This window comes from Amycolatopsis sp. NBC_01480 (genome assembly GCF_036227205.1).
Lineage (GTDB): Bacteria > Actinomycetota > Actinomycetes > Mycobacteriales > Pseudonocardiaceae > Amycolatopsis.
Map to the genome: position 1 here is coordinate 8061803 of NZ_CP109442.1, position 24368 is coordinate 8086170.

Here is a 24368-nt window from a genome sequence, read left to right on the forward strand (position 1 = left end):
TGCGTGGCGCAGCCCGTGCAGGCCTGCGACGCCACCATAGCAGCGTATCTGCGCACACACGCAGATACGCAGGCAGCCAGGCAAAGCGGTACGGTGGCCGCCATGCACACCGAGCTGCCGGAGTTCGACATGCCGGCCGACGAGCAGGTCAATCTTGCGGCCGAGTCGTTCCGGATGCTGGCCGATCCCACCCGCATCAAGGTGCTCTGGGCCCTGCTGCAAGGGGAATCCTCGGTCGCCTGCCTGGCCGACCTCACGGGCGCCGCGCCGGCCGCGGTGAGCCAGCACCTGGCGAAACTGAGGCTGGCCGGGCTGGTCACGGGCCGTCGCGAGGGCACCTTCGTGTACTACTCGGCCGCCAACGACCACGTGCGCAGCCTGCTGTCGCAGGCGTTGTTCCATGCCGACCACGTCGACCGGGACATCCCCGCGAAGACCGCGACGCCGCACGTCCACCAGCCCGCTCGCCGCACGCGATGACCGGCCGGCCTCTTCCGCCTCAGCGAATGAGGCGGCGCCGGTTCAGCTGACGGCGCCGGGCCGGTCGGCGAGGCCGAGGCGAAGGTGCTCGCTGTGGTAGACGGCCTCGTCCAGCAACTGCGCGACGTGGTTGTCGTAGAGGCTGTAGACGATGCTGCGCCCGGACCGGGTCCCGGTCACGAGGCCGAGGTTGCGCAGCAGCCGCAATTGGTGTGACACCGCGGACTGTTCCATGCCGACGGCCTCGGCCAGCTCGGTCACCGGGCGGGAGCCTTGGCGCAGCTCGGTGAGGATCAGCAAGCGGCTCGGCGTGGCCAAAGCCTGCAGCGTGGTCGCGACGTGCGCGGCGGCGTCGGCGTCCAGTCGGCCGGCCGGGCGGTCACGGCCCTCCACCCCATGTCCCATGACCGTGGAGTCTAGCTCACCCCGGTAACCATGAAGACATCTTCATGTGTGCTGTTATGGTGGACGGGTCTGCTCGTCCTTCCCGGAGGTGCCCCTGTGGTCTCGTCCACCGCCACGCCCACCCGCCCGAGCCCGGTCCGCGAGACCAGGGTGCCGGTGCGGCGGACGCGGCTGTTCGCGTTGCCGGAGATGCGGTGGGCGGCCGCGGCGCTGGTGCTGTTCCTGGCCGGGCTGGCCGCGCAGCTGCTCGGCGGCCCGGGCTGGCTGTGGTGGGCGCTCTACCTCGCCGGCTACGTCACCGGCGGCTGGGAGCCGGGGCTCGCGGGCCTGAAAGCGTTGCGGGACAAGACTTTGGACGTCGACCTGCTGATGGTCGTCGCGGCGATCGGCGCGGCGGCGATCGGGCAGGTGATGGACGGTGGCCTGCTGATCGTCATCTTCGCCACCTCCGGCGCGCTGGAGGCGCTGGCCACCGCCCGCACCGAGGACTCCGTGCGCGGGCTGCTGGACCTGGCCCCTGACACCGCGACCCGGCTCTCCGTCGACGGTGGCGAGGAGACAGTGCGGGCCGTCGACCTCGAGGTCGGTGACGTGGTGCTGGTCCGCCCCGGGGAGCGGATCGCCGCCGATGGTGCCGTCGTGGCCGGTGCGAGCGAGGTCGACCAGGCCACCATCACCGGCGAACCGCTGCCGGCCGACAAGACCGCCGGGGACGAGGTGTTCGCCGGGACGCTCAACGGCACCGGGTCCCTGCGGGTCCGGGTGGACCGCCGCGCGGCCGACTCGGTCGTCGCCCGGATCGCCACGCTGGTCGAGGAAGCGAGCCAGACCAAGGCGAAAGCGCAGCTGTTCGTCGAGAAGGTCGAGCAGCGCTACTCGATCGGCATGGTCGTCGTGACGATCGCGGTGTTCGTGCTCCCGCTGCTGTGGGGTGCGGCGCTGCAGGATTCGCTGCTGCGGGCGATGACGTTCATGATCGTCGCCTCGCCCTGCGCGGTCGTGCTCGCCACGATGCCGCCCCTGCTCGCGGCGATCGCCAACGCCGGCCGGCACGGCGTGCTGGTGAAATCCGCCGTCGTCATGGAACAGCTCGGCACCACGACCCAGGTCGCGTTCGACAAGACCGGCACCCTCACCCGCGGCGCGCCCGAACTCGCCGAGATCCACGCCCTGCCCGCAGCTCCGTTCACGGAGAACGGCCTGCTGCGCCTCGCGGCCGCGGCCGAACACCCCAGCGAACACCCGCTGGCCGCCGCGATCGTGCGCGCCGCCCGCGCCCGCGGCCTCGTCCTGCCTCCCGCCGCCGAGTTCTCCGCCCAGCCCGGGCGGGGCGTCGCGGCCCTGGTCGAAGGCCATCACCTGCAGATCGGCTCACTGTCGGCGATGCTGGCCGCGAGTGAGGTCACGGCCGAGACCGCCGACACGGTGGCGATGGCGGAAGCGTTGCAGGACCGCGGTTTGACTGCCGTCGTCGTGCTCTGCGAGCGGCGCCCGGCCGGCGTGCTGGGCATCGCCGACCAGGTCCGCGCCGAAGCCGTCGCCACGGTCGCCGCCGTCACCCGGCTCACCGGCACTGAGCCCGTGCTGCTCACCGGCGACAACCAGGCCACCGCGGCCCGGCTCGCCACCCGGGTCGGCATCACCGACGTGCGCGCCGGGCTGCTGCCCGAGGACAAGGTCACCGCCGTGCGCGAGCTGCAAGCCGGCGACGGGCGGGTGACCGTGGTCGGGGACGGCATCAACGACGCCCCGGCGCTGGCCGCCGCGCACGCCGGGATCGCGATGGGCGGCGCCGGCTCCGACCTGGCGCTGCAGACCGCCGACGCGGTCGTCGTCCGCGACGACCTCACCACCATCCCGGCCGTCATCGCCCTCTCGCGCCGCGCACGCCGGGTCGTGACCGCCAACCTGGTCATCGCCGCCGCGTTCATCACCGGCCTCGTGCTGTGGGACCTCATCGGCACCCTGCCACTGCCGCTCGGCGTCGCCGGGCACGAAGGCTCCACCGTCATCGTCGGGCTCAACGGCTTGCGTTTGCTGCGCGCCGCCGCGTGGAACCGCGCCGGCCGTCACGACGCCTGACCGAGCCGGCCGCATCTCATTTCGGCGAGAGGCGCGAAGGACCGCCTTGAGCGTCCGGTGTCGTGGCCGCGGCGACGACGGCACCGAGGACGAGGAGCAGCGCGGCCAGGCCGAGCATTCCGGTGCCGAGGGTCGCGGCGGTGGCGATCGCGCCGACGAGCAACGGGCCACCGGCGTCGCCGAGTTCGCGGCCGACCTCGGCCGAGCCGAGGGTCTGGCCGAGTCGTTCGGCCGGGGTGGTGCCGGCGAGGTGGGCGAACCCGAGCGGGCTCACGATCCCGGTGCCGACGCCGATGAGCACGGCCGCGCCGAGCAGCCCGCCGACACCGGGGACGAACGCGGCCAGGGCCATCCCGGCGGCGGCCAGGCCGAGTCCGGTGGCCATGCCCGCTCCGTCGCGGATCCGCCCGGCGTCGCGGGCGCGCCCGGTCCACGGCTGCACCACCGCGCCGCACGCGGCGAGCAGTGACACGGCCGCACCGGTGACCACGGGCGCCAGGCCGGTCGTCGCGCCGAGGATCGGCAGGAACCCGACCCCGACGGCCAGTGCGGCGGTCGCCCCGGCCAAGGCGGCGGTGGGGCGCAGGAAAGCCGGGTGGCTCAGCCGCCGCGCCAGGTCCAGCACGGTCTGGCGGGCGCGGGGCAGTGGCGGCACGGACGGCACGACCGCCGCCGCCCACAGGGCGACCGCCAGCGCGAGTCCGGCGAGGGTGGCGAAGAGCAGGGTGAACCCGCCGACGGTGATCAGGACGCCGCCGAGCAGCGGGCCGAGCGCGTAGCCGAGTCCTTTCCACGCGCCGTAGCCACCGAACGCCCGGCCGTGCCCGGTCTTCGGTGAGAGCCGGGCGACCAGCGCACCGGCCGCGGGGGAGAACGCGGCCGCGGCCGCGCCTTGGCCGAGGCGGGCGAACCCGACCGCGGCCGGGTTGCCGGACAGGACGAACGCGGCCGAGGCGACGGCGAACGCCAGCAGCCCGCCGAGCAGCACCGGGCGCGGCCCGACCCGGTCGGCCAGCGACCCGAACACCGGCTTGAGGATCACCTCGGCGCCGTCGTAGACCGCGAGCAGCAGCCCGAGGGCGAGCAGGGAGGCGTGCCGGCCGTGGGTGTAGGCGCCGAGGCTGGCGGCGATGCTGTGCGCGCCGAACGCGGTGACGAACCCGGCCGCGTACAACGGCAGCAACTGCCTCGGCGTCCCGGACGCTTCGGTCACGACCTCACCCCGCCACCGGCGTGCCCGGCCGTAGTGCGCGCGTCTCGATGTCCACGATCGGTCCTGGGCGGCGGGGGCGGGCGGTCACATTTGGTGCAGGGCTTGGAAAACCAGCTGGGTGTACTCGGCGAGGCGGCCGGTGCAGTGCGTCAGCTGCCGCTCGGCCTCCTCGGCGGTGGGGGCGCCGAACACGTCACGGGTCTTGAGCTCGCGGTGCCAGCGGCGCAGCCGCTCAAGGCTGTGTTCTTCCTCTTCCAGCTCGGCCATCGTGAACTTGCCCTTGCCGATTTCCTTGTCGATCTCGGCGTCGAATTTGCCGCAGTCGGCCAGGAACTCCGCCCACTCCTCGGCCCGGTCCGCGGTGAACAGCGCCTCCAGCCGCGCCCCGTCCCGCGCGGCCCGGCCCGCGGCGTCGAGCACCACGACCTCGCCCTCGCCCCGCTGGGCCAGCTCGGCCACCCGCGTCACACCGTCGGCAAAGGCGGGGACGTCGGGCACCGCCCAGGTGCCCTGCCCCAGCGACAGCGCCCCGATCCGGCGCAGCTCCCGCCACACCGCCACCCGATGCCGCGACGGCTCCGCCGGCACGCGCACCACCAGCACCAGCCACTTCCGCGTCCCGTCGGTCACGCCGTGGAATGTAGCACGGGTTACAAATTGGTAGGTGACTTGTCGAACGCTCAGACCACCCACAAGCTCCGATCGAGAGCCTTGCTGCCGACGTAGGTGCCGCTGCCTGCCTGGACTACGCCGACACGTACGGCGGCTCGGCGTTGTTGTGCCCAAGGCCGATCCGCGCGGGCGATGGCTCGACCGGCAATGACGATTGTCCTGACCCCGCAACAACCTTGCCGTCGTCCGCTGGTCGGCTGGTCATGCCCGACTCGATGGACGCGTCCCGCTCGACCGGCTGACCGCCGAGCCGGCCCTGAACAGCTCAGCGCTCGCCGAACAGGTGCTGAACTTGGCTGGTCACGTCGTCGAGCCAGGTGGTGCGTTGCTGTTCGTCGGCGTCGGCTACTACTCGGAGGGTCAGCCGTTGTACTTCGGGTTCGCCGAGGTAGGGGGCGAGGCAGCGGCGCCAGATGGCGTCGAGTGGGTCGCCGAAGAGGGTTTGTTCGCGTTCCTCGGTGGTGTCGGAGGTGTTGACGACCAGCAGGCGCCGCAAGGTCAGGAGTGACTGGGGTGCGCCGCCGGCGTCGGGGAGGCGGTAGGCGACGCCGGGGACGAGGACGCGGTCGAGCCAGCCGCTGAGGATGGCGGGGGGCTTGCCCCACCAGTTCGGGTGGACCGCGACGAGCCCGCCTGCTTCCCGTAGTTCTTGCCGATGCTGCCGGATCAGCGGATCTGTTTCGGTGGCAAGGAATTCTTCGGCCCGCGTGCCGCTGGTGTAGGCCTCTTCGGCGGTCAGCACCGGGTCGAAGCGTTCGGCGTACAGGTCGTGGAAGCTCACGGGCTGCCCGGCGCGGGTCAGCGTGTCGCAGACTCGCTCGGCCACCGCGTGGTTGAGGCTTCCCGGCCGTGGGTGGGCAAGCAGGACCATCACCGGGCGGGCCGCCGTCTCGTCGATCACCGCGTCAGCTTGCCATGAGAAACGCCGCAGCAGGAAGGAAAGTGGCCCCAGCTGTGGCGAATGGCGGGCGAGTACGCGACATCGCTGACCACGACGAGCTGCACAGGTTGTTGTCGGGGCCGGACCGCGCTCGGCGAACCGATTGAGCTTCGCCGGGCGCGGTCGTGCCAGTGAGGTGCCAGCGGATGCCGGTTCGGCTGGGGACCTTCGGGATCCGCTGGCACCGCCGGGCTTCAGAGGCTGCGGGCGACGATGTCGCCCTGGGAGGTGGTGGCCCGGATGGTCAGCTCAGGTGTGCCGTTGTTCTTGAGGGTGTTGTCGATGCGGCCGTGGGTGGTGCCGGCGTCGAGGGACGCGGAGACGCCGGGGGCCGCGCCGACGGTGATGGTGCCGGACTGGGTCGTCAAGGTCACCGTGCCGGTGGTGGCTTCCCCGATGTGGATGTCTCCGCGGGCGGTGCTGATGTCGGCCGGGCCGTCGAGGCGGCTGATGTGGACGTCGCCGTCGGTGGCGGTGAGATGGACGCGGCCGGCGTGGGCGAGGTTGATGTGACGGTAGGCGCCGGTGAAGCTGACGTCGCCGAGCCGGCCGGTGCTGTCGAGTTCGGCGGCGCTGGTGGTGGCCTCGACACGGGAGCCGGCGGGCAGGTTGACGGTGACGTCGACGGAGCCGGACGGGCCGAAGTGCTGGTTCTTGCCCTGCGGGGCGGCGATCCGCAGGATGCCGTCGGCGTAGGAGACGGTGGTCTGCCCGGCGGCCTTGACGTCGCGGTTCTTGCCCGCGTCGGCCGGGCGGACCTCGACGGCGGTGTCGGCGCGGTCAGTGGCGTGGAGGTGGACGCGGCCGGCGGGGAAGTCGAGGGTGGCGGTGATCGGGGCGGGGGTGGCGAAGTTCTGCACGGTGTTCTCCTGGGTTCGTGGCCCCCGGTGGTGGGGACGTGAACCACAGTGACCGGTCGCGCTGACACGGGGCGGCCATGGCGCTGACACGGCGCCTGACACGGCGGCTCCGCAGGTCAGCAGATCGGCACCGGCCCCGTGGAGGTGGCCGTGGCCGGTCGGGTCCTCGACTCGCCGCGGCTTCGACCTGCTCGGGTACTCGACCGGCCGCAACTGAAGGACACGGCTCCGGCAAACCTCCTTGTGCGTGATCGCCGGTCTGCTCGCCGGGGCCCTCTGTCCACCGTGCGTTGGGGCCGCTGCGCCATTCGTCGGCTCGACGAGCGCCGCTGGATGGGCTCCGGCGTCGAACGCTGTCCGGTGGGTCAGCGCCAGGTCAGCAGTTGTTCGCCGGTGAGTTGCGCGAACACGCCGGTGGCGCGGTCGTACGCGGTGGGGGAGAAGCCCTTGAGCAGCCCCGTGCGCGCGCCGTCGGCCGGATCCCAGACCTCCATGCCCTCATCGGTGACGGTGTGCAGCCGCCCGCGGTGCGCCCACATCCGGCCGACCGGGCCGCAGAAGCGGCCGACCTCTTCGAAGGCCGGCGCCCGGAACAGGGTGACGCCGTCGATCATCTTGTTCCAGGCGCGCCCGATCCGCTGCACCGCGACCACGTCGTCGTCCAGCCAGGCCAACGGGCGGTTCCAGTCGTTTTCGGGGTCGGAGACGGGGAGGCCGTGCTCGGCCGCGTACCGGTCCTCCGCCCACGTCCGCAGGTCGATGGCCGACAGCACGCCGATCGGGTGCCACACCCAGCCGTCGTCGAGCAGCCACCGGCCGGACGGGCTGAGCGTGAGACGGCCGTGGAAGCAGTCCTCGTAGTGCTCGCTGCCGTACGAGCTGTCGCGCTCGGTGAGGCATTCGCCGGTGGCCAGGTCGAAGCGGTCCAAGCAGTTGTTCGCGGTGGCCGTGACGAACGTGTTGCCGGGCAGGAAGGCGAAGGGGTAGAACGTCGTCCAGTTGTCCTCGAAGGTCCGGTCGAGTTCGTGCACCAGCGAGCCGTCAGACAGGTCGATCACCTCGCCGTAACGCCCGAAATTCGTGACCACGGCGGCGAAGCGGCCGTCCGGCGAGACGTGCAGGCCCGGGCCGATCTCGAAGTCGCCGATGCCCTCGGGGGAGTTGGGGTCATCGGGATCGTACGACTCGTCGTAGCCCTGCTCGCGGACGAAGTCGGTGCTGCCGTCATCGGCGATCCGGACCAGGCCGTCGTCGGTCAGCGCGAGCCAGCCGCCGGGCATGGCCGCCAGGCAGTACTCGTTGCGCGGAACCACCGTGCAGGCAACGGAAGCCGGCTCGGCCAGGACCTCGTCACGGCGAGGAAACTCCGGCCGGCCCCGGTTGCTGCCGTAATTGTCGGCCTTCTCGGCTCGCTCCACACAGCCGGCACACACCGTAATCGCGGCCTCGAGCCCGACGCCGGCACACGGCTCGCACAGCCGCGCGTAGTCCGCCCCTCGGCCGGTGAACCACCGGTACGAGCGGGACGGCGGTTGCTCGGCCACCAGGTGCTCGCACATCCGGATGTCGCCGGCCTCGGCCACGTGCCCGCACGGCAGGGTTTCCATGGCGCAACTCATAGCACGCAGACGCTGATCGGCTGACTGATTTACGGATTTCGGACTTGCCACGGACCGCTGAACCTCGACATCGCCCACCGCGACGGCGCCAGCATGGTCATCGCCGACCGGCACGGCGGATGTGGACACGTCGGCAGCGAGGTGCTCAAGGCGCTCGCCGGGCTCACATCATGGCGACCCGGGCTGTAGCAGCCATCGAGCACCTCCGCTCCCAGCTCGATCCAAGCCACGCCAACGACAACAGCCACGGCACTGCCCGCAACCTCAAAGCCGAAGACCACCCTGAAAACGCACAGCAGAGCGGCCTGTGTGAAAGACGAGAATCAGTGCTACGAGCCAGGAACGAACATCAAGTGCAAGACCAGCGGCTGTGTCAACGCCGCGCGTGGGTTGACCCAGAGCAGCATTGAATCAGCGCGGCAGAAATGGTTGCGAGAACACCCCGGCTGGTGTCCGGCAGGCACCCAAGGCGCTGTAGCGCCGTGCTGACACGGGGAACGCGAGCCACCACTACCCGGACACCGGTGGGGCGGACCGACGGTCAACTCGACCATCCGCGGCACCGCCACTTCCGTCGAGGCCGATCTGGACGCTACCCAGATGCTTGGCACTGGTAGCCTGCGTCCCCGTCACCCCCGCAAACGGCAATGACGTAGTCGGACTCGAGGGCTGCTCGACAAGGTAAGCAGACCCGGCCGTCACCGGAACGCTCAACGTGGCGTCAGTGGTCGGCCCGACCACCACCGCACCGGTCGCACCGTCAACCACTTGAGCTTGGCGCCCAGGCCACGGGTTGCGCACAGCCATCGTCCGGGTGGTCCCGGCGTGAATCGCGGCAGTGGTCAGTGTGCCGCCCTGGACCTGAACGTCCACTGTGGAATTCCCCTGGACCGCGACGGTACCTGCGACGTCCCAGCCGGACGGCCAGGCGGGGGTGAAGCGGAGGGTTCCGTCGTAGTCGGTGGCGAGGGCCTCGTTCAGTGCCGTCGCCACGGTCGAAGACTGCTCGATGTACGGCTCGTCGCCGGGTGTTCCGCTGAAGAGTGAAGAGAAGCCGCTGATGTACGCCTGGTAGTGCTGGGTGATGGTGGTCAGATCGGTGGCGACCTCCGCGGGCAGGCCCAGCCGCGCGGCCTGGACCGCGTCGAAGCTCCAATCCGGGTTGTTCTTGTTGGGGCGGGCGTTGTAGGTGCGCACGGCCAGCGCGGTCAGACCGCCGGAGTCGTCGGTGATGAGGCCGTAGGGCCAGACCGGTTCCAGCCCGATGTTCTCACCGTTGTGGGTTTCCGCGGACGGCTGGAAGGAATCGGCGATGACGTCGGCGCCCTGGTCGTCGGCCGACGGCGGCAGCAGCTGGGTGTGGGTGGCGGCGTCGGTGCGGGCGTACGGCTCGATCTGCTGCTGGGCGGTACGCAGCCGCGCCACCAGGTCCGGGTCGGTGTTCAGCAGCGTCGCCGCGTCGATCGTGGCCACGAACAGGACCTGGTCGGCGGCCAGGTCGGTGGTCGGGTCCTGCACTGCCCACTGGGTTTCGTGCGCGTTCGCGACCGCGTGCAGGAACCCGTCCGAGCCGGCGTTTTGGTACGCCAGCAGGAAAGTCGCGGCCTGCTGCAGCAGCGGGTAGTACTGGCGCAGGAAGCCGAGGTCGCCGGTGGCCTGGTACTGACGCCAGATCCACTGCGCGATCTCCGCCCCGCTGGTCACCGTCTCGGCGTTGTAGCTGGGGCTGGACGCCAGCGCGCAGGACGCGTTCTGCGTGGCGTCACCGCCGTTGTAGAAGCCGTTTCCGTTGAACCGCATGGTTTCCGGCACACACGCGCCCGGCTTGCCGCCCATCTGCGCGCCGGTCCAGGCCTGGATGCCGGGCAGGCCGCGCAGGTACATGTCGAAGATCGGGACGTTCAGCGCGGCGTGGCCGGAGGACAGGTTGGCCGCGAGCTGGCCGCGCAGGTTCCACAGCCAGTACCCGGCCGGGTACCAGTCCTGTTTGTCCTGGGCGTAGGCGAACATGTTCGCGACGCCCGCCTGGCTGCCGGGGTACTGGCCGGCGTGCATGGTGGCGGCCTCGGCGTAGAGGTAGACGGTGCGCAGATTCTCCATGTACTGCGCGGTGCCGTCGGCGGAGTTCAGCTCGATCAGGGCAGTGTGCGCCCAATAGTCGTGCCACCAAGCGGATTGTGTGGCCAGCAGCGACGACGTCGGCGCGGACGCGTCACCGCCGATCAGCCCCGCGGCGGTCGTCCCCGGGTCGCCGCCGGTCCAGGCCGGGGACGCGACGATCACCCGGAACGCGCCGGCCGCGTCGGGGGTGACGGCGACTTGCACCTGCGTCCCGTTGACCACGGACGCGGCCACGTCCTGCCCGCCGGCGGTGATCGCGGACATCGCGCCGAAGGTCTGGCCGGAGGAGCCGGACTGGGCGTTGTCCACCCAGGTCTGCGCCATACCGGCGATCCCACCGGCCACGAAGGTCGCCGGCGTCCGGCCGCTCCACAAGTTCAGCGTCGCGGTCTGCCGGGCGGTGCCGGCGCCGGTGACGTCGACGACCAGCTCGTCCTTGCCCGCCGGCACCCACGCCTTCATGGCCATGCCGCCGCCGGACTCGGTGAGCACGCCGTGATAAAGATCGAGCCTGCCGGTGAAGTCCGCCGCCGACGTCATCGCCGCGAGGCCGGGAATCTGGACCTGGCCGGGAGAAAGCCGGTACGGCTGGGTGTCGCTGCGGTTGAGCTGCGCGGTGAAACCGCCGGCGGCCCACGCCGCGACCCCGAGCGAGCCGTTGCCCAGCGGCAACGACTGCGCGTCGGCGGTGTTCGGCTTGCCGAGCACCACGTCGGAACGGGAGACCACGCCGGCGGTGTCCACCGAGAAGGCTCCGTCGTGCCAGGCTGTGGTCAGGCCGGCGGCCGAGGCGCCGGGGGTGGTCGCGGTGAGGCCGGCGGCCGCCAGGGTGCCGGCGATCGCGGCGGTGAGCACGCGGTGCAGAGGGCGTCGAGCGGACACGGGTCCTCCCTGGACGCAAGGCTGCGTCATCGTGTCAGGACGGCTGACATCGGATGTGTTTTAGCGCCATCGCGGGCCGCTGTCCAGGTCTCCCAGACCCATGAAACGCCGTCGGGAGGGTCGCCGAGCGTAATCTGCGCAGGTAGAAGGCGCTTAGAAGTTTCCAACAGACTGTTCGAAATTTTCTTCATGACGTCCGGACATTGCAAACATCGGACCATGCTCGTACCGTTGGGCCCGCTACGCGGACTCTCTCCCACACCCCCTCACCGTCGAGGACCCGCCCATGCCGTCACTCCCGCCTGCCCGCCGAACAGCGATGCTCGCCCTCGCACTGGCCGTGATCGCCTGGGTTCCGGGCACCGCGGCAGCCGCCCCCGGACCCCGCACGGCGAGCCCCTCGGCCCCGGCTGCGGCCGGCGCGACCACGCCGTTCACCAGCTATGAAGCCGAAAGCGGCACGCCGGGCGGTGGCGCGAGCGTCGTGTCGCTGACCTCCGCGCCGACGACCCAGTACTCCAGCCCCGCGCTGGAAGCGTCCGGGCACGCGTACACCCACCTGTCCGGCACCGGCCAGGAAGTGGGCTGGACGAACAACACCGGCCAGCCGATCAGCTTCCTCAACGTGCGCGTCAGCATCCCGGACTCACCGTCCGGCACCGGCCTGGCCTCGACGCTCGACCTGTACGTCAACGGCACGTTCCGCCAGGCGCTCAACGTCAACTCGCGCCAGAGCTGGATCTACGAGGGCACGAACTACAACGGCAACGACGACCAGAACCCGGCCGACGCCGACCCGCGGGTGTTCTTCGACGAGTCGCACACGTTCCTCACCGGCAGCCCGATCGCGCCCGGCAGCACCTTCTCGCTCGTCAAGGACGCGGCGAACACGGCGGCGTTCTACGACGTCGACGTCGTGGACGTGGAGAACCCGCCGGCGCCGCTGCCCCAGCCCGCCGGCTCGATCTCCATCACCAGCTGCGGCGCCGTCGCCGACGACACCCCGACCAACGGCGCCCCGGACGGCCAGGCGGCCGACAGCACCGGCGCCATCCAGAACTGCATCGACCAGGCCCAGTCGCAGGGCCGGACGCTCTGGATCCCGCCGGGCACCTTCTACCTCAAGGGCACCACCGGCCTGCACGCCCAAGGGATCACCATCGCCGGCGCCGGCATGTGGTACAGCACCATCTACCGCGCCGTGCCGCTGCCCAACAACACCCCGCTGGCCGCGACGTTCTCGGTGACCTCGTGCACCGTGCAGAACTTCCACCTCGACTCGGGCGAAACCGGGCGCGCCATGGAGTTCGGCGGCGGCGGGGCGATGGACACCACGGGCACGAACTGGGTCGCCGACGGCATCTGGACCCAGCACTCCCTGTCCGGCTTCTGGGCGTCGGGCACCGGCGGCACCGTGCGCAACAGCCGGCTCACCGCGATCTGGGCCGACGGCATCAACGTCAACAACGTCGCGCTGAACGCGGACACCGGCAAGGACCTGACCGTGTCGGACAACTTCGTCCGCGGCACCGGCGACGACGCGATCGCCATCAACTCCGTGGCCTACAACGGATCCACTAATTACAACGCGATGTCGAACGTCACGGTCAGCGGCAACACGTCGATCGCGCCGTGGGGCGGCAAGGGCGTCGCGATCTACGGCGGCAGCGGCCACCACGTCGAGAACAACTACATCAGCGACACCGCGCGCTACATCGGCCTCGGTGCCGGCAAGTTCGGCGTCAACGGCAACGACCTGACCTCGGCGACCGTGTCGGGCAATACGATCGTGCGCTCCGGCGGCAATGCCTACAACCAGGGCCAGCCGGCGCTGCACATCGGCAACGGCGGGGACGGCCACGAGACCGGCACCGTCAGCAACGTCACCGCGTCCGGCAACACCATCGCCGACTCGGTGTACGACGCGGTCGGCTTCTCCCAGTCCACCAACACCCAGTTGCAGGACAATACGATCACTTCGCCGTGGCGCAACGGGATCGTGATCTCGCCGCCGTTCTACCCGGCGCCCACCGGGTCGGCCACGATCACCGGCAACAGCGTGACCGGACTGCGAGCGGGGGCCACGCCGTACGTCAACAACTCCGGCGGCTTCACCGCTTCGGTGAGTGGCAACAGCTGGCAGAACCCCACAACGGACGGACCGTACGGCGGCACCCCGCCCGCGCTCCCGGGCACCGTGCAGGCGGAGAACTACGACACGGGCGGCCAAGGCGTCGCCTACAACGTCAGTTCGGCCAACGGCAACGCCAACGGCTACCGGCCCGACGGCGTCGATCTGGAGTCCACATCGGACACCGGCGGTGGCGACAACCTCGGCTGGACCACTGGCGGGCAGTGGTTCCACTACACGGTGAACGTGGCGACCGCGGGCCGGTACACGGTGAGCCTGCGCGTCGCGGCCCCGTCCGCGGTCGCCGGCGCGCTGCACCTGTCCAACTCGTCGGGCGCCGACCTCACCGGAGCCGTCGCCATCCCGGCGACCGGCGGCTGGCAGAACTGGACCACGGTCACCACGACCGCGGACCTGCCCGCGGGCCGGCAGACCCTGACCCTGAACCAGGACAACGGCGGCTGGAACCTGAACTCGTTCGCCTTCGCTGCCGCCTTCGCCCGAGCCGCCGCGGACCCGTGGACCGGCACCTGGTCGGTCTCCCCGCAGAGCGGTGGCGCGGCGTTCGGCCAGCAGACGCTCCGGCAGGTGGTGCACACGAGCATCGGCGGCCCGTCCGCCCGCGTCGAGGTGTCCAACGCGTTCGGCTCCGCGCCGCTGACGATCGCGGATGTCCATGTGGCTCAACGATCCGACGGCTCGACGATCACGGCGGGCACCGACCGCCCGGTCACCTTCGGCGGGCAGGCGAGCACCGTGATCCCGGCCGGCGGACTCGCGGTGAGCGACCCGGTCGCGTTCACCGTGCCGGCTCTGTCGGACGTCGCGGTCAGCCTGTACCTGCCCGATGCGACGGGCCCGTCGACCTTCCACCAGCAGGGCAACGCGACCAACTATGCCGCCGCCGGTGACGTCAGCGGCGACACCACCCTGCCCGGCGCGCAGACCATCGGCAGCTACTTCTTCCTCACCAACTTGGACGTACTGAACCCCGCCGCCGAGGGCTCCGTGGTGACGCTCGGCGCGTCGATCACCGACGGCGTCGCCTCGGCAACCGACTCGAACCGCCGGTGGCCCAACGACCTCGCGGCTCGGCTGGCCGGCGCCGGGCGCGCCGTCGGCGTGCTCAACCAGGGCATCAGCGGCAACCGCCTGCTCGTCGACGGCGCCGGCCCGAGCGCGCTCGACCGCTTCGACCGGGACGTGCTCGCCCAGCCCGGCGCCCGGTGGGTGATCTTCTCCGACGACCCGATCAACGACCTGGGGTCCACCAGCCCGCCGCCCGGCGCGGACCAACTCATCGCCGGGGCGAAGCAGCTCGTGGCGCGGGCGCACCAGCAACGCCTGAAGTTCCTGTGCTCAACCCTGACGCCCTACAACGGCGCGGGCTATTGGACGCAGCAGGGCGAGACGGCGCGCGAGGCGTTCAACGCGTTCGTCCGCAGCCCGGACAGCGGCTGCGACGGCGTCGTCGACCAGGACACGGCCACGCACGATCCGGCCGACCCCACCCGCTACCTGCCCGCCTACGACGCCGGCGACCACCTGCACCCCAACGAAGCCGGCCTGCAGGCCATCGCCGACGCGGTCGACCTCAGCCTGTTCGCGGCCTGACGACCGGCTCAGCGGGCCACCGTCGTGGTGATGAGGTCGCGGCCCAGTTCCGGGTGGAGGGCGCCGGTGCTGTCGAGGTGGGCGTCGTGGAACCAGGTCTGGTCGGCTTCCGGGTGGGGGCCGACGACGCCGACCTTTCCCTTGCCATAAGGGGTGACCGCGGCGGCGACGGCGCCGGTCGGGTAGGTCGCGAGGATGGTGGCCGGGGCGCCGGTGTTCAGCTTGAACACCGGGCCGTCCTGGAAGTACAGCTGCTGTGGGGCGCCGCGCCAGGTCACGGTCAGCACGGTGTCGTCGGTCGAGTGCAGGTGCGCGCCCTGGGAGCCGACGTACTGGTCGGTGTCGCCGGGCAGGAGGGCGAAGCCGGGCGACGCGCCGGCGAGGTAGCCGCCCAGGCAGAACCCGAGGTAGTTGCCGCCGCCCCGGACGTACGCGCGGATGTCGTCGGCGTGGTCGCGCATCTTCCGCCACGCCGGGTCGAGGCTGCCGCCGCCCGGTTGCGCGTAGACGGCGGCCTTGGCCAGGGATTGCGCGGTGAGCGGGTAGTCCTCGTCGGGACCGATGTAGGCGACGCGGTACTGGGAGCCGAGCAGCGCGGCGACCGCTTCGGGGCAGCCCTCCGTCGATGCCGGGCCTCGGTAGACCAGCGCGAGCGGCCGTGAATCGGGCGCGGGCTCGAACACCGCGATGCCGAGCGCGGTCAAACCCGCCGCGCCGGTAAGCACCCCGGCGCCGAGCAGGAATCGCCTCCGGTCCATCAGGCTCCTTCCCCGGCGGGTTCCCGCCGCAGCCTCGGCAGCCGCCACCCGGACTCGGCCAGCCGTCGCGCGCGCGACGAGAATACGGCGACCAGCGCTTCGAGCGGTCCGCGGCCGGCGGTGGCCCGCCAGGCCAGCCCGATCAGCAGCACCGCGACGGCCTGCACCAGGTACCCGGTGTCCGCGCTGTAGACGTCGTAGTCCGAGTTCAGGAACATGATGTGCGCGGTGTAGAGCGTGAGCGTCATACTTCCCGCCGCGGCCAAGGGTTTCTGGACGGCGGCGATGATCCGCCGGGGCCACTTCGCGGTGACGTGCCCGGCCAGCAGCATCAGCCCGAGCAGCGCGACGGCGGCGCCGATGGTGCCCAGCAGGTCCGGCGTGGTGCTGGTGTGCGGCGCGTCCACGGCCAGCCACCACCAGGTGACGGTGGGGACGGTGCCGTCGCCGCCGAGGGCCAGCATCTCCTGGGTCTCCGGCGCGGTCAGGGTGCTCTGCGGGATGGTCGCGAGGATCTGCGTCAGGCCGCCGTAATGGTTGAGCAGCAACCAGGACGCGGTGGTCGCGGCGAGTGCGAGCGCGGTCCCGCCGGCCAGCAGCCAGGTCGCGACCTTGACCCGGGAGAGGGTCAGCCGGCCGAGGAAGATGCCGGCGCACAGGTAGGCCATCCACGGCAGCGCGGGGTATTCGCCGGTGATGGACAGCTCGGAGAGCAGGTCCAGCGGATGGTCCAGCAGGTAGCCGAGCGTCGGGTTCAGCAGCGTGGCCTCCGGCAGCCGCGCGAGCAGGAAGTGGCTGAGCACCGGCACCCCGCCGGCGACGACGGCGCCGGTCATCGCGACCGCCCAGGTCGGCAGGAACACCACCGGGATCGCCAGCAGGAACATCACCGCGTAGTACGGCAGGATCACCGCGCCCAGCGACGCGTCGGTGTAGCCCAGCGCCAGCCCGATCGCGAGGATCGCCATCGCGCGGGCGGCCAGCGCGGCGATGGTCGGCAGCCCGTTGGCGGCGCGCACCCGGCGGCGGCCGGTCATGAACGCGATGCCGACCCCGGCCAGCACCGCGAACGTCGCCGCCGCGCGGCCGCCGAAAATAGCGAACGACAGGGTCGGGTGCCCCTGGGCGTCGGACTCGTACAGCGAGTGCACCGCCATCATGCCGAGCAGCGCGACGCCGCGGGTGGCGTCGACCCCGGCGAGCCGGGCCTTCACCGGCCGCTCGCCATCACGGCGTCGACCAGCTCGTGCGCCGCGGCCTGCCCGGGCGCGGGCACGGCGAGACCGGCGTCGGTGAACCAGTCTTCGGTGGCCTCCGGGTGCGGGCCCGCGACGCCGACCCGCCCGGCCCCGAACGGCACGGCCAGCGCGGCGATCAGGCCGTTGCGGTAGGTCGCGACCACGTCGGCTTCGGCGCCCTCGCGTAGCCAGAAGTACGGGCCGTCCTGGAAGAACAGCGTCCGGCGCCGGCCGCGCCAGCGGACGTCGATCAGCGCGTTGCCGTCGGTGTCCAGCTCGGCGTCTTCGGAGCCGATGTACTGGTCGGTGTCGCCGGGCAGCAGGTCGAATCCGGGTGTCGCGCCGGCGAGGTAACCGCCGAGGCAGAACCCGAGGTACCGTCCTCCTCCGCGGACGAAGGAACGTACGTCTTCGCTGTGCTTGCGCAGGTGCTTGAACGCCTTCTTCAACGTCCCGCCGCCCGGTTGCGCGTACAGCGTCGCGGTGTCCAAAGCGGACTGTCCCAACGGGATCCGCTCACGCGGCCCGACGTAGCGGACGTCGAACTCCCACGGGCTTTCGCGGAGGAATTTGGCGACGGCCTCCGGGCAGCCGTCCACTGTGGCCGGTCCTCGGTAGACGAGGGCGAGCGGCTGGCTCACGAGACGGCCCCTACTGCGCTCAGGCCCTGCGCGGGGATCCCGTGCCAGCGCGTGCCGGGCGGCAGGTGCTCGCCCTTCATCAGCAGCGACAGCGAACCCAGCGACACCTCCTCGCCGACCACGGCGTCGTACAGCACGATCGCGCGGGTGCCGACCGTCGCGCCGGGCTCCACGGTCACGTAGGACATCTTCATCACGCGGTCCTCGAAGAGGTGGGTCTGCAGGGAGGACTCGGTGCCGACGCAGGCGTCGTCGCCGATCCGGACCAGGTCGAACTCGGTCAGGTAGGTGGTGCCGATCCAGGTCCGGCGCCCCACCGAGACGCCGAACCAGCGCAGCAGCGGCGGCAGGAACGGCGTGCCGACGAGCATCTCCATCCCGGCGGGGATCGCGGCGGCCTCGTACAGCCCGGTGACGAGCTCGGCGCGGCGGACGAACTTGCTCCACAGCGGCTCCACGCGCGGGCGGTAGCTGCCGATGAGATTCCGTTTCGTGGCCGCGCAGAACGCGATCACCGCGAGGCTCGCGGCGATCGCGACGAGCGGCGAGACGAACGCCGGGATGGGCAGGTCGTTGCCCTCGGCGAGCCCGGAGAGCGTGAGGAGGTACAGGTAGAAGCTCACGCCGAGCAGCGCGGCCGGCAATGTGGCGCGGCAGAACTCGACCGCCAGCCGATGCGCCACCACCGGGCGCGGCGGCCGGAACGTCTGCTCCTCCGGGAACGAGCCGCTGTCCTGGCGCTGCGGCAGGTGCATGGCCGGGGCGCCGAGCCACGACGTGCCGTCCGGCACCCCGTCGTGCGGCGGGACCGTGCTGACGCCGACCAGGGAGCCGTCGCCGAGGCGGGAGCCCGCCGGGACGAAAGCGGCGTTGCCGATGAACGCCCGGCTGCCCACGACGGTCGGCAGGAATGCCATCCGCCCGTTGGCGAACGTCGCGCAGCCGACGCTGGCCATGTCCGCGACGAAGCTCTCGTCGCCCAGCGTCAGCAGGTCCGGGTCGAGGTGCGCGGCGGTCGAGACCTCGGCGCGACGGCCGATGCGGGCGCCGAGCAGGCGCAGCCACGGCGTCGTGTACAGCGTGGCGTACAACGAGTTCGTGAATTGGAGGCTGAACTCCAGCAGCTTGTCCGAGACCCACTTGCGCACGCCCAGCCAGGTCCGCACCGGGTGGATGCCGACCGGGACGCGGGGGAGCACCAGGCGCTTGCCGGCCGCGACGACTACGCACACGGTGACCACGAAGACCGGCCCGGCGGCGAGCGTGGCGACGATCCCGGCGAGGACGCCGTAGTTCAGCAGCGCCCACCAGACCAGCGCGACGCCGGGGATGATCATCGCGATCGCGCCGACCTCCAGGCCGAGCAGCCCGGCGAAAGCGGCGAGGTAGTGGTCGAAGCGCCAGCCGCGCATCCGGCTTTCGGCGGCCAGCATGGTTTCCGTGGCCCGTTCGAGCTTCGCTGCCGGCTCGGCCGGTGAGCCGCTCCAGCGTTGCCCGGCCGGGATCGTGCCGCCCTCGCCGAGCACGGACTGCTCACCGAGCGCGGCGCCCGCCTCCAGCGTCGACCCGGGCTCGAGGACCGCGTTCGCCCCGACGAAGACGTTGTCGCCGACGGTGATCGGCGCGACCGTGACCCAGCCGTCGGCCACGCGCCACGGCCGAAGCACCACGCCGTAACCGATCGAGGCGTTGCGGCCGATGCGCACCAGCGGCGGCAGGGTGATCGAGCTGGTCGCGATCGTGCTGCGGCCGCCGACGCGCGCGCCGAGCAGCCGCAGGTACGCCGGCATCAGCGGGGAGCCGCTGACCACCGGCATCGGGCCGATCGCGAGGATCAGGTCCAGCAGCCACAGCCGCAGGTACGTCGGACCCCACAGCCGGTACCGGCCCGGCCGGATCCCGGCGGCCAGCGGCCGGGCCAGCAGCAGCGGCACCAGCCAGCGCACGCCCAGGTAGCTGACCAGGATCGCGATCAGCAGCTGCACCAGCACCGCCACCGACACGTCACCGTCGTTCTGGGTGTACACATAGGACACCGGCAGGGTGATCACCAGCAGCAGCAGGTAGATCGCGACGAGCTGGAAGACCCCGGCCCCGGCGATCCGGCGGCCGCGGTGGCGGATCGCCGCCGGGCGCTCGGGCACCTCGGCCGCGGGACGTCCGGTATCCGCGAGCAGCGTGGCCATCCCGCGGACCGTCGGGTGTGAGTAGAGGTCCCGCACGGCGGTGTTCGCCCCGGCGGGCTGCTGCCGTAGCGCGGAGACGACCCGCGCGGCCAGCAGCGAGTGGCCGTCGAGGTCGGCGAAGAAGTCCGCCTCCACCGAAAGGCTGTCCTCCTCGATGCCGAACACCTGGGCCCAGGCCGCGCGGACCTGCGTTTCGAGTTCGTTCGCGGGCGGCACGACCGGGCCGCTGGTGAACGCGAGCCGCCGTCCGGTCGGCGCCGGGAGCCGCGGCCGGTCCACCTTGCCGCTGGGCATGACCGGGAGCGCGTCGAGGAAGTCGAGGTAACCGGGGACCATGTAGCCGGGCAGCCGGTCGCGCGCGGCCGCGTGCAGCCGCCGGACCAGCTCCTCGCCCCGGTCTCCGTTGCCGCACACCACATACGCGACCAGCTCCGGCTCGCCGTCCTCGGTCACCGGCTTCATCGCGGCGACCGCCTCGGTGATGTCCGGGTCCTCCATCAGGACGCTCTCGATCTCGCCGAGATCGACCCGGTGGCCGCGGATCTTGACCTCGGCGTCGGACCGGCCGAGGTACTCGACGTCCCCGTCGGCGGTCCAGCGGCCCAGGTCGCCGGTCCGGTACAGGCGCCCGCCGGGGTACTCGATGAACCGGTCCGCGGTCAGCTCCGGGCGCCCGACGTAGCCGCGCGCGACGCCGGGGCCGCCGAGGCAGATCTCGCCGACTTCGCCGTCGGGCACCGGCATGCGGTCTTCGTCCAGCAGCACGACCGAGTAAGTCGGCAGCGGCTTGCCGATGGTCACCGGCCGGCCGGGCAGCAGCTCGCACCAGGTGGCGGTGACGGTGGCCTCGGTCGGGCCGTAGGTGTTGAGGATCCGCCGGCCGGGGCGGCTCCAGCGGTCGACCAGCTGGCCCGGGCAGGCCTCGCCGCCGACCAGGATCCCGCGCAGGAGCGGGAGTTCACGCGGGATCGTGGCCAGCAGCGTCGGCACGCAGTAGAGCATCGTGACCCGGGCCGACTCGAGGAAGTCGGCCAGCTCGCCGCCGAGCCGGCGCGAGTCGTTCGGGCCGGCCACCAGCGTCGCGCCGACCGACCAGGTCGGCCAGATCTCCTCGATGGAGAAGTCGAAGGAGATCGTCATGCCCTGGTAGACGCGGTCGGTCTCGCGCACGTCGTAGATCCGCGGGACGACGTCGAGGAAGTTGGTGATGCTGGACTGCGCGACCTCGACGCCCTTGGGCCGGCCGCTGGAGCCGGAGGTGTAGATGACGTAGGCGACCGGGTCTTCGTCGTCGTGGGCTTGGAGTTCGGCGCTTTCGGGCCGGTGCGCCGGTGCCGCGGCGAGGACGTCGGCCGCGGTGTCCAGTTCCAGCACCGCGCAGCCGACCTCGGCCGCCCGCACCGCGTCGGCGGCCAGATCGGCGGTGGTCAGCAGCAGGTCGACCCCGGCGTCCTCCGTGATGTAAGCGATCCGGTCCGGCGGCGAGGCCGGGTCGATCGGCACGAAGGCGCCGCCGGCTTTCCCGGCTGCCAGCAGCGAAACGTACGTGTCGAGCGAGCGCCGCACGAGGATCGCGATCCGCGCGCCGGTGCCGAGCCGTTCACGGAGGTGGTGGGCGAGCCGGTTCGCGCGGGCGTCCAGTTCGGCGTACGTGACGGTGGTGCCTTCGCAGTCGACTGCGAAGGCACCCGGAACCCGGTCCGCGGTGGCTTCGAAGACGTGGTGGAGTCGTCTTCGGGGCGCGGCGCGGGGAAAATCGGGAATAACGGAAGTATCGGGAACAAGTGCCGGTGGGTCGAGTTCCGAATTGAGGTCCAGCTCGATCCCGGCGATTCCCTGATACACGAAACCCATGCCCCTCGTCGGTGGAATTCGGTCGACGACAGTCCCCATCGAGATTTCATTCGTCGGTGTTACAGGCCGGAGAAGATCTCGGAAAGTCGTCGGCGCGAGCATAGGGGTCACCCGGATCAGCACCAACGGCGCCCGGTCGGGTGAGATCGGTCGTTACGCCTGGTTGTCACCGGTTCGGCCTGGCTGAGTGCCTCGCGAATCCGATCGCGTTAGGTGACAATTTTGCCGGTAGTTGGCCTGGGGGTCAGATTGTGCGGCCGGGAAAACGGTCGGGGAAACGTTCGGGAAACCGCGTTAAAGCAGGTACGCGCGATTTGCTGTGTCCGGCCTGTGAAAGCCTGTGTGCCGGCTGTGGGTGCGGTGAGTGACCGTCCGATCGCGCGGCGGGTGCGAGCTGGTAACGGAGGTCGGTGGGGAAGATCACTGCTTGTGGCGAGTCCGTGCTCGGGGTTCCCGGTCAGTGGTCATCGAGGATGTCGGACTTGCACGCCATCCGCGCGGCTCTTCCCGGGCGACGTGACGAGCGGCCGCACCGGTCCGGCTGCGGCGCCGGGACTGGGACTGGGCACATGCTGCGACGCACAGGCTCGCGGCGCACGGCCTTCCGTCGACGGGAGCACCTGACTGTCGGACCCGCCGCGACCCATCCGGAGCTGCTCGCTCTATCGGGGTGCCGCACGTCCTCCAATCGCGGGCGATGTGCGCCGGCGGTCGCGGCAGCCCGCTGGGCATGGCCGACGCTGGACCCCGACCCGGTTCGAAGCGGCGCAGTGGCCCGGGAGCTGTCATCGGGCGACCATCGCCGCAGGATACGAGGCGCGCCGCGAGCGAAAGCTGCCCCCGGCGGTAGCGCCAGGCTCCGTTCACCTTTTCATCGGCAATAGCGGACGTTCGCGAGGAAATGTCGGCATATTCGCCTGGTTGCCGGGTTTGTCAGCCGGATAAAAGCCGCCACCGGAGGCCGCGCGAAAGCGAGATTCGGGCCTTTTCGCAGTTCGGAAGTCGATCGTCCCAGTGGTTTCAGGTGTGCTGCTTGGACAAGACACGCAGCAGGAACGATTGCCCTGCAACGGACAACGGCCGTGAAACGGCCAGAGCGGTCGCGATCGGCGGCGTCGTCCGAGGGCGTGGTGGCCCGTTTCTGGCCGGGTGATTGCCCTGCTGTGTCGGCAATCTGCCTGATTGGTTAATTCGCCACGGCGAAGGTTATCTACCGGCAAATTTCCGACATATTCCTACGGTAGTAGGTGGTGATCACGCGCGGCCGGGGCTGATCCTTTGCGCACCTCGGGCGCGGATATCGCGCTCGGGACGTCCGTCCCCACCGTCGAGTCCGGCGCCGGTCCTTTGTGTCCGGAATCGGCCGGCTCGGAAGGAGTTCCGATGTCGATTTCCCTGCTGCGCGCAGCCGCCCCGGTCGCGGCCCTGGCCGTCGCCGTGGTGCTGACCGCTCCGGCCGCGGAGGCCGCCCCGGTCGCCGCCGCGTCGCCGTCGGCGTCGTGCTCGCAGTCCTATCTGCCGCTGCCCGATCCCGCTTGCACGCCGGGCGTGACCAATCCGGACGTCACCCAGTCCACCATCAACTCGACGATCTGCGTGTCCGGCTGGACGTCCACGATCCGTCCGCCCACGTCGTACACCAACCCCCTGAAGGTGCAGGGAATCGCGGACTACGGCTACAGCGACACCAGCCTCGCCGATTACGAAGAGGACCACTTCCTGCCGCTCGAGCTCGGTGGTTCGCCGCGCGATCCGAAGAACTTGTGGCCGGAGCCGCACTCGGGGAGCAAGAACTCCTACAGCAAGGATTCCGTCGAAAACGCGGTCAAGAAGGCGGTCTGCGCCGGCCAAGCGACCCTTTCCGCCGCCCAGCACGCGATGCTGACCGACTGGACCACCGCCGAGTCCGTGCTCGGCATCGGCTGATCCCGGCGCGGCCCGCTGCCGGTGCTGTCCACTGTGGATCGTTCCGGCCGGGGGCCGTCCCGGCTCGGGGTGGCGCCGATTCCGCGGGCGATCTCGTCGTTACCATTCGCCCATGATCTGGGTGCGGACGGTGCTGACCACGCTGGTGATACTCGCGGCGACCTGGCTCGGCGTCGCGCTGGACGTGTTCCAGGGCAGTGGCGGCACGCTGCTGATCTGGCTCAGCGCGGTGCTGATCCTCGTGCTCCCGGCGATCCTGGCCCGGGCCGGGGTGATCGCCCTGCTGGGCCTCTTCGTCGCCGGGCTGCACGTGGTGATGATCTTCATGACGGGGTTCTCCGGGATCAACGGCCTGATCCTGGAGACGCGTGGTGTGCAGGTGCAGGCCAGGGCAACCGGCTACACCACCAGCTGGACCGAGGAGCAGTTCTCGGCGCCGAGCAAGTACACACGGAACGCGCTGGTCGTCGTCACGCCGGACGGGCAGCGTGGCATCGTGGCCGTGAACGGCGACAAGCCGGGCAAGACGGTCGAAGTGGTCGCCGACCCGGCGGCGGTGGTGAGCCTGCATCGGCCCGATGAGATCGACTTGGGCGTGAGCGTCGGCACCGCGATCGTCGACCTGCTGATGATCTTCGGATGGGTCTGCTACGCGGCCCGGTTGCCGTTCAAGCCCCGTCGCCCGGCCGGCAAGGTGCCGGCGGAGTAGCGGTCCCCGGCGGACCGTCCGAAGTGGACCGGCCGGG

At 71.1% G+C, this 24368-nt stretch carries 16 protein-coding genes; 5 read left to right on the forward strand and 11 right to left on the reverse strand.

What is annotated here, in order from left to right; genetic code table 11:
- Positions 1–102 precede the first annotated feature (102 nt).
- Positions 103–480, forward strand: coding sequence for an ArsR/SmtB family transcription factor (locus OG371_RS37990; protein ID WP_329060928.1), 378 nt, complete (start codon positions 103–105; stop codon positions 478–480).
- A gap of 42 nt (positions 481–522) precedes the next feature.
- On the opposite strand, the gene OG371_RS37995 is transcribed toward OG371_RS37990, so the two are convergent.
- Entirely contained in the window at positions 523–885 is a 363-nt protein-coding gene (locus OG371_RS37995; RefSeq protein WP_329060931.1) for an ArsR/SmtB family transcription factor, read from the reverse strand.
- Between the two features lie 189 nt (positions 886–1074).
- Here OG371_RS37995 and OG371_RS38000 point away from each other — a divergent pair, with 189 nt between their 5' ends.
- Positions 1075–2967 carry a heavy metal translocating P-type ATPase gene (locus tag OG371_RS38000; RefSeq protein ID WP_329073381.1) on the forward strand — a complete coding sequence of 631 codons (1893 nt, stop codon included), beginning with the start codon at positions 1075–1077 and terminating at the stop codon, positions 2965–2967.
- 16 nt (positions 2968–2983) lie between these two features.
- Here OG371_RS38000 and OG371_RS38005 read toward each other — a convergent pair whose 3' ends face one another.
- The 6 genes from OG371_RS38005 to OG371_RS38035 form a co-directional block, all read right to left on the reverse strand.
- Entirely contained in the window at positions 2984–4180 is a 1197-nt protein-coding gene (locus tag OG371_RS38005; RefSeq protein ID WP_329060932.1) for an MFS transporter, read from the reverse strand.
- A gap of 84 nt (positions 4181–4264) precedes the next feature.
- The gene (locus OG371_RS38010; RefSeq protein WP_329060934.1) at positions 4265–4810 is read right to left on the reverse strand and encodes a Chromate resistance protein ChrB; all 546 of its coding nucleotides are present in this window, start codon (positions 4808–4810) and stop codon (positions 4265–4267) included.
- A 307-nt stretch (positions 4811–5117) separates the two neighbouring features.
- On the reverse strand, positions 5118–5753 hold the full coding sequence (locus OG371_RS38015; protein WP_329060936.1) for an NAD(P)H-dependent oxidoreductase: 636 nt from the start codon (positions 5751–5753) through the stop codon (positions 5118–5120).
- 233 nt (positions 5754–5986) lie between these two features.
- Positions 5987–6652, reverse strand: coding sequence for a DUF4097 family beta strand repeat-containing protein (locus OG371_RS38025; RefSeq protein ID WP_329060938.1), 666 nt, complete (start codon positions 6650–6652; stop codon positions 5987–5989).
- Positions 6653–7017: 365 nt separating this feature from the next.
- The gene (locus tag OG371_RS38030) at positions 7018–8259 is read right to left on the reverse strand and encodes a YncE family protein (RefSeq protein WP_329060940.1); all 1242 of its coding nucleotides are present in this window, start codon (positions 8257–8259) and stop codon (positions 7018–7020) included.
- A 522-nt stretch (positions 8260–8781) separates the two neighbouring features.
- Positions 8782–11274, reverse strand: coding sequence for a glycosyl hydrolase family 95 catalytic domain-containing protein (locus OG371_RS38035; RefSeq protein ID WP_329060942.1), 2493 nt, complete (start codon positions 11272–11274; stop codon positions 8782–8784).
- Between the two features lie 286 nt (positions 11275–11560).
- Between OG371_RS38035 and OG371_RS38040 the strand changes: the two genes are divergently transcribed.
- Positions 11561–15019 (forward strand): carbohydrate-binding protein, encoded by a 3459-nt coding sequence (locus OG371_RS38040; RefSeq protein WP_329060944.1) that lies wholly within the window; start codon positions 11561–11563, stop codon positions 15017–15019.
- 8 nt (positions 15020–15027) lie between these two features.
- On the opposite strand, the gene OG371_RS38045 is transcribed toward OG371_RS38040, so the two are convergent.
- From OG371_RS38045 to OG371_RS38060, 4 genes are read right to left on the reverse strand one after another with little or no spacing between them, the layout of a single operon-like run.
- Positions 15028–15777, reverse strand: coding sequence for a BPL-N domain-containing protein (locus OG371_RS38045; protein ID WP_329060947.1), 750 nt, complete (start codon positions 15775–15777; stop codon positions 15028–15030).
- Entirely contained in the window at positions 15777–16991 is a 1215-nt protein-coding gene (locus OG371_RS38050) for a heparan-alpha-glucosaminide N-acetyltransferase domain-containing protein (RefSeq protein ID WP_329060949.1), read from the reverse strand. The genes OG371_RS38045 and OG371_RS38050 overlap by 1 nt, the downstream gene beginning before the upstream one ends.
- Positions 16988–17656, reverse strand: a complete 669-nt coding sequence (locus OG371_RS38055) for a BPL-N domain-containing protein (RefSeq protein ID WP_329060951.1) — start codon at positions 17654–17656, stop codon at positions 16988–16990. The genes OG371_RS38050 and OG371_RS38055 overlap by 4 nt, the downstream gene beginning before the upstream one ends.
- Entirely contained in the window at positions 17653–21696 is a 4044-nt protein-coding gene (locus OG371_RS38060) for a Pls/PosA family non-ribosomal peptide synthetase (protein WP_329060953.1), read from the reverse strand. The genes OG371_RS38055 and OG371_RS38060 overlap by 4 nt, the downstream gene beginning before the upstream one ends.
- A gap of 1383 nt (positions 21697–23079) precedes the next feature.
- Between OG371_RS38060 and OG371_RS38065 the strand changes: the two genes are divergently transcribed.
- On the forward strand, positions 23080–23622 hold the full coding sequence (locus tag OG371_RS38065) for a hypothetical protein (RefSeq protein ID WP_329060955.1): 543 nt from the start codon (positions 23080–23082) through the stop codon (positions 23620–23622).
- 112 nt (positions 23623–23734) lie between these two features.
- Entirely contained in the window at positions 23735–24331 is a 597-nt protein-coding gene (locus tag OG371_RS38070) for a hypothetical protein (RefSeq protein ID WP_329060957.1), read from the forward strand.
- Positions 24332–24368: the final 37 nt, after the last annotated feature.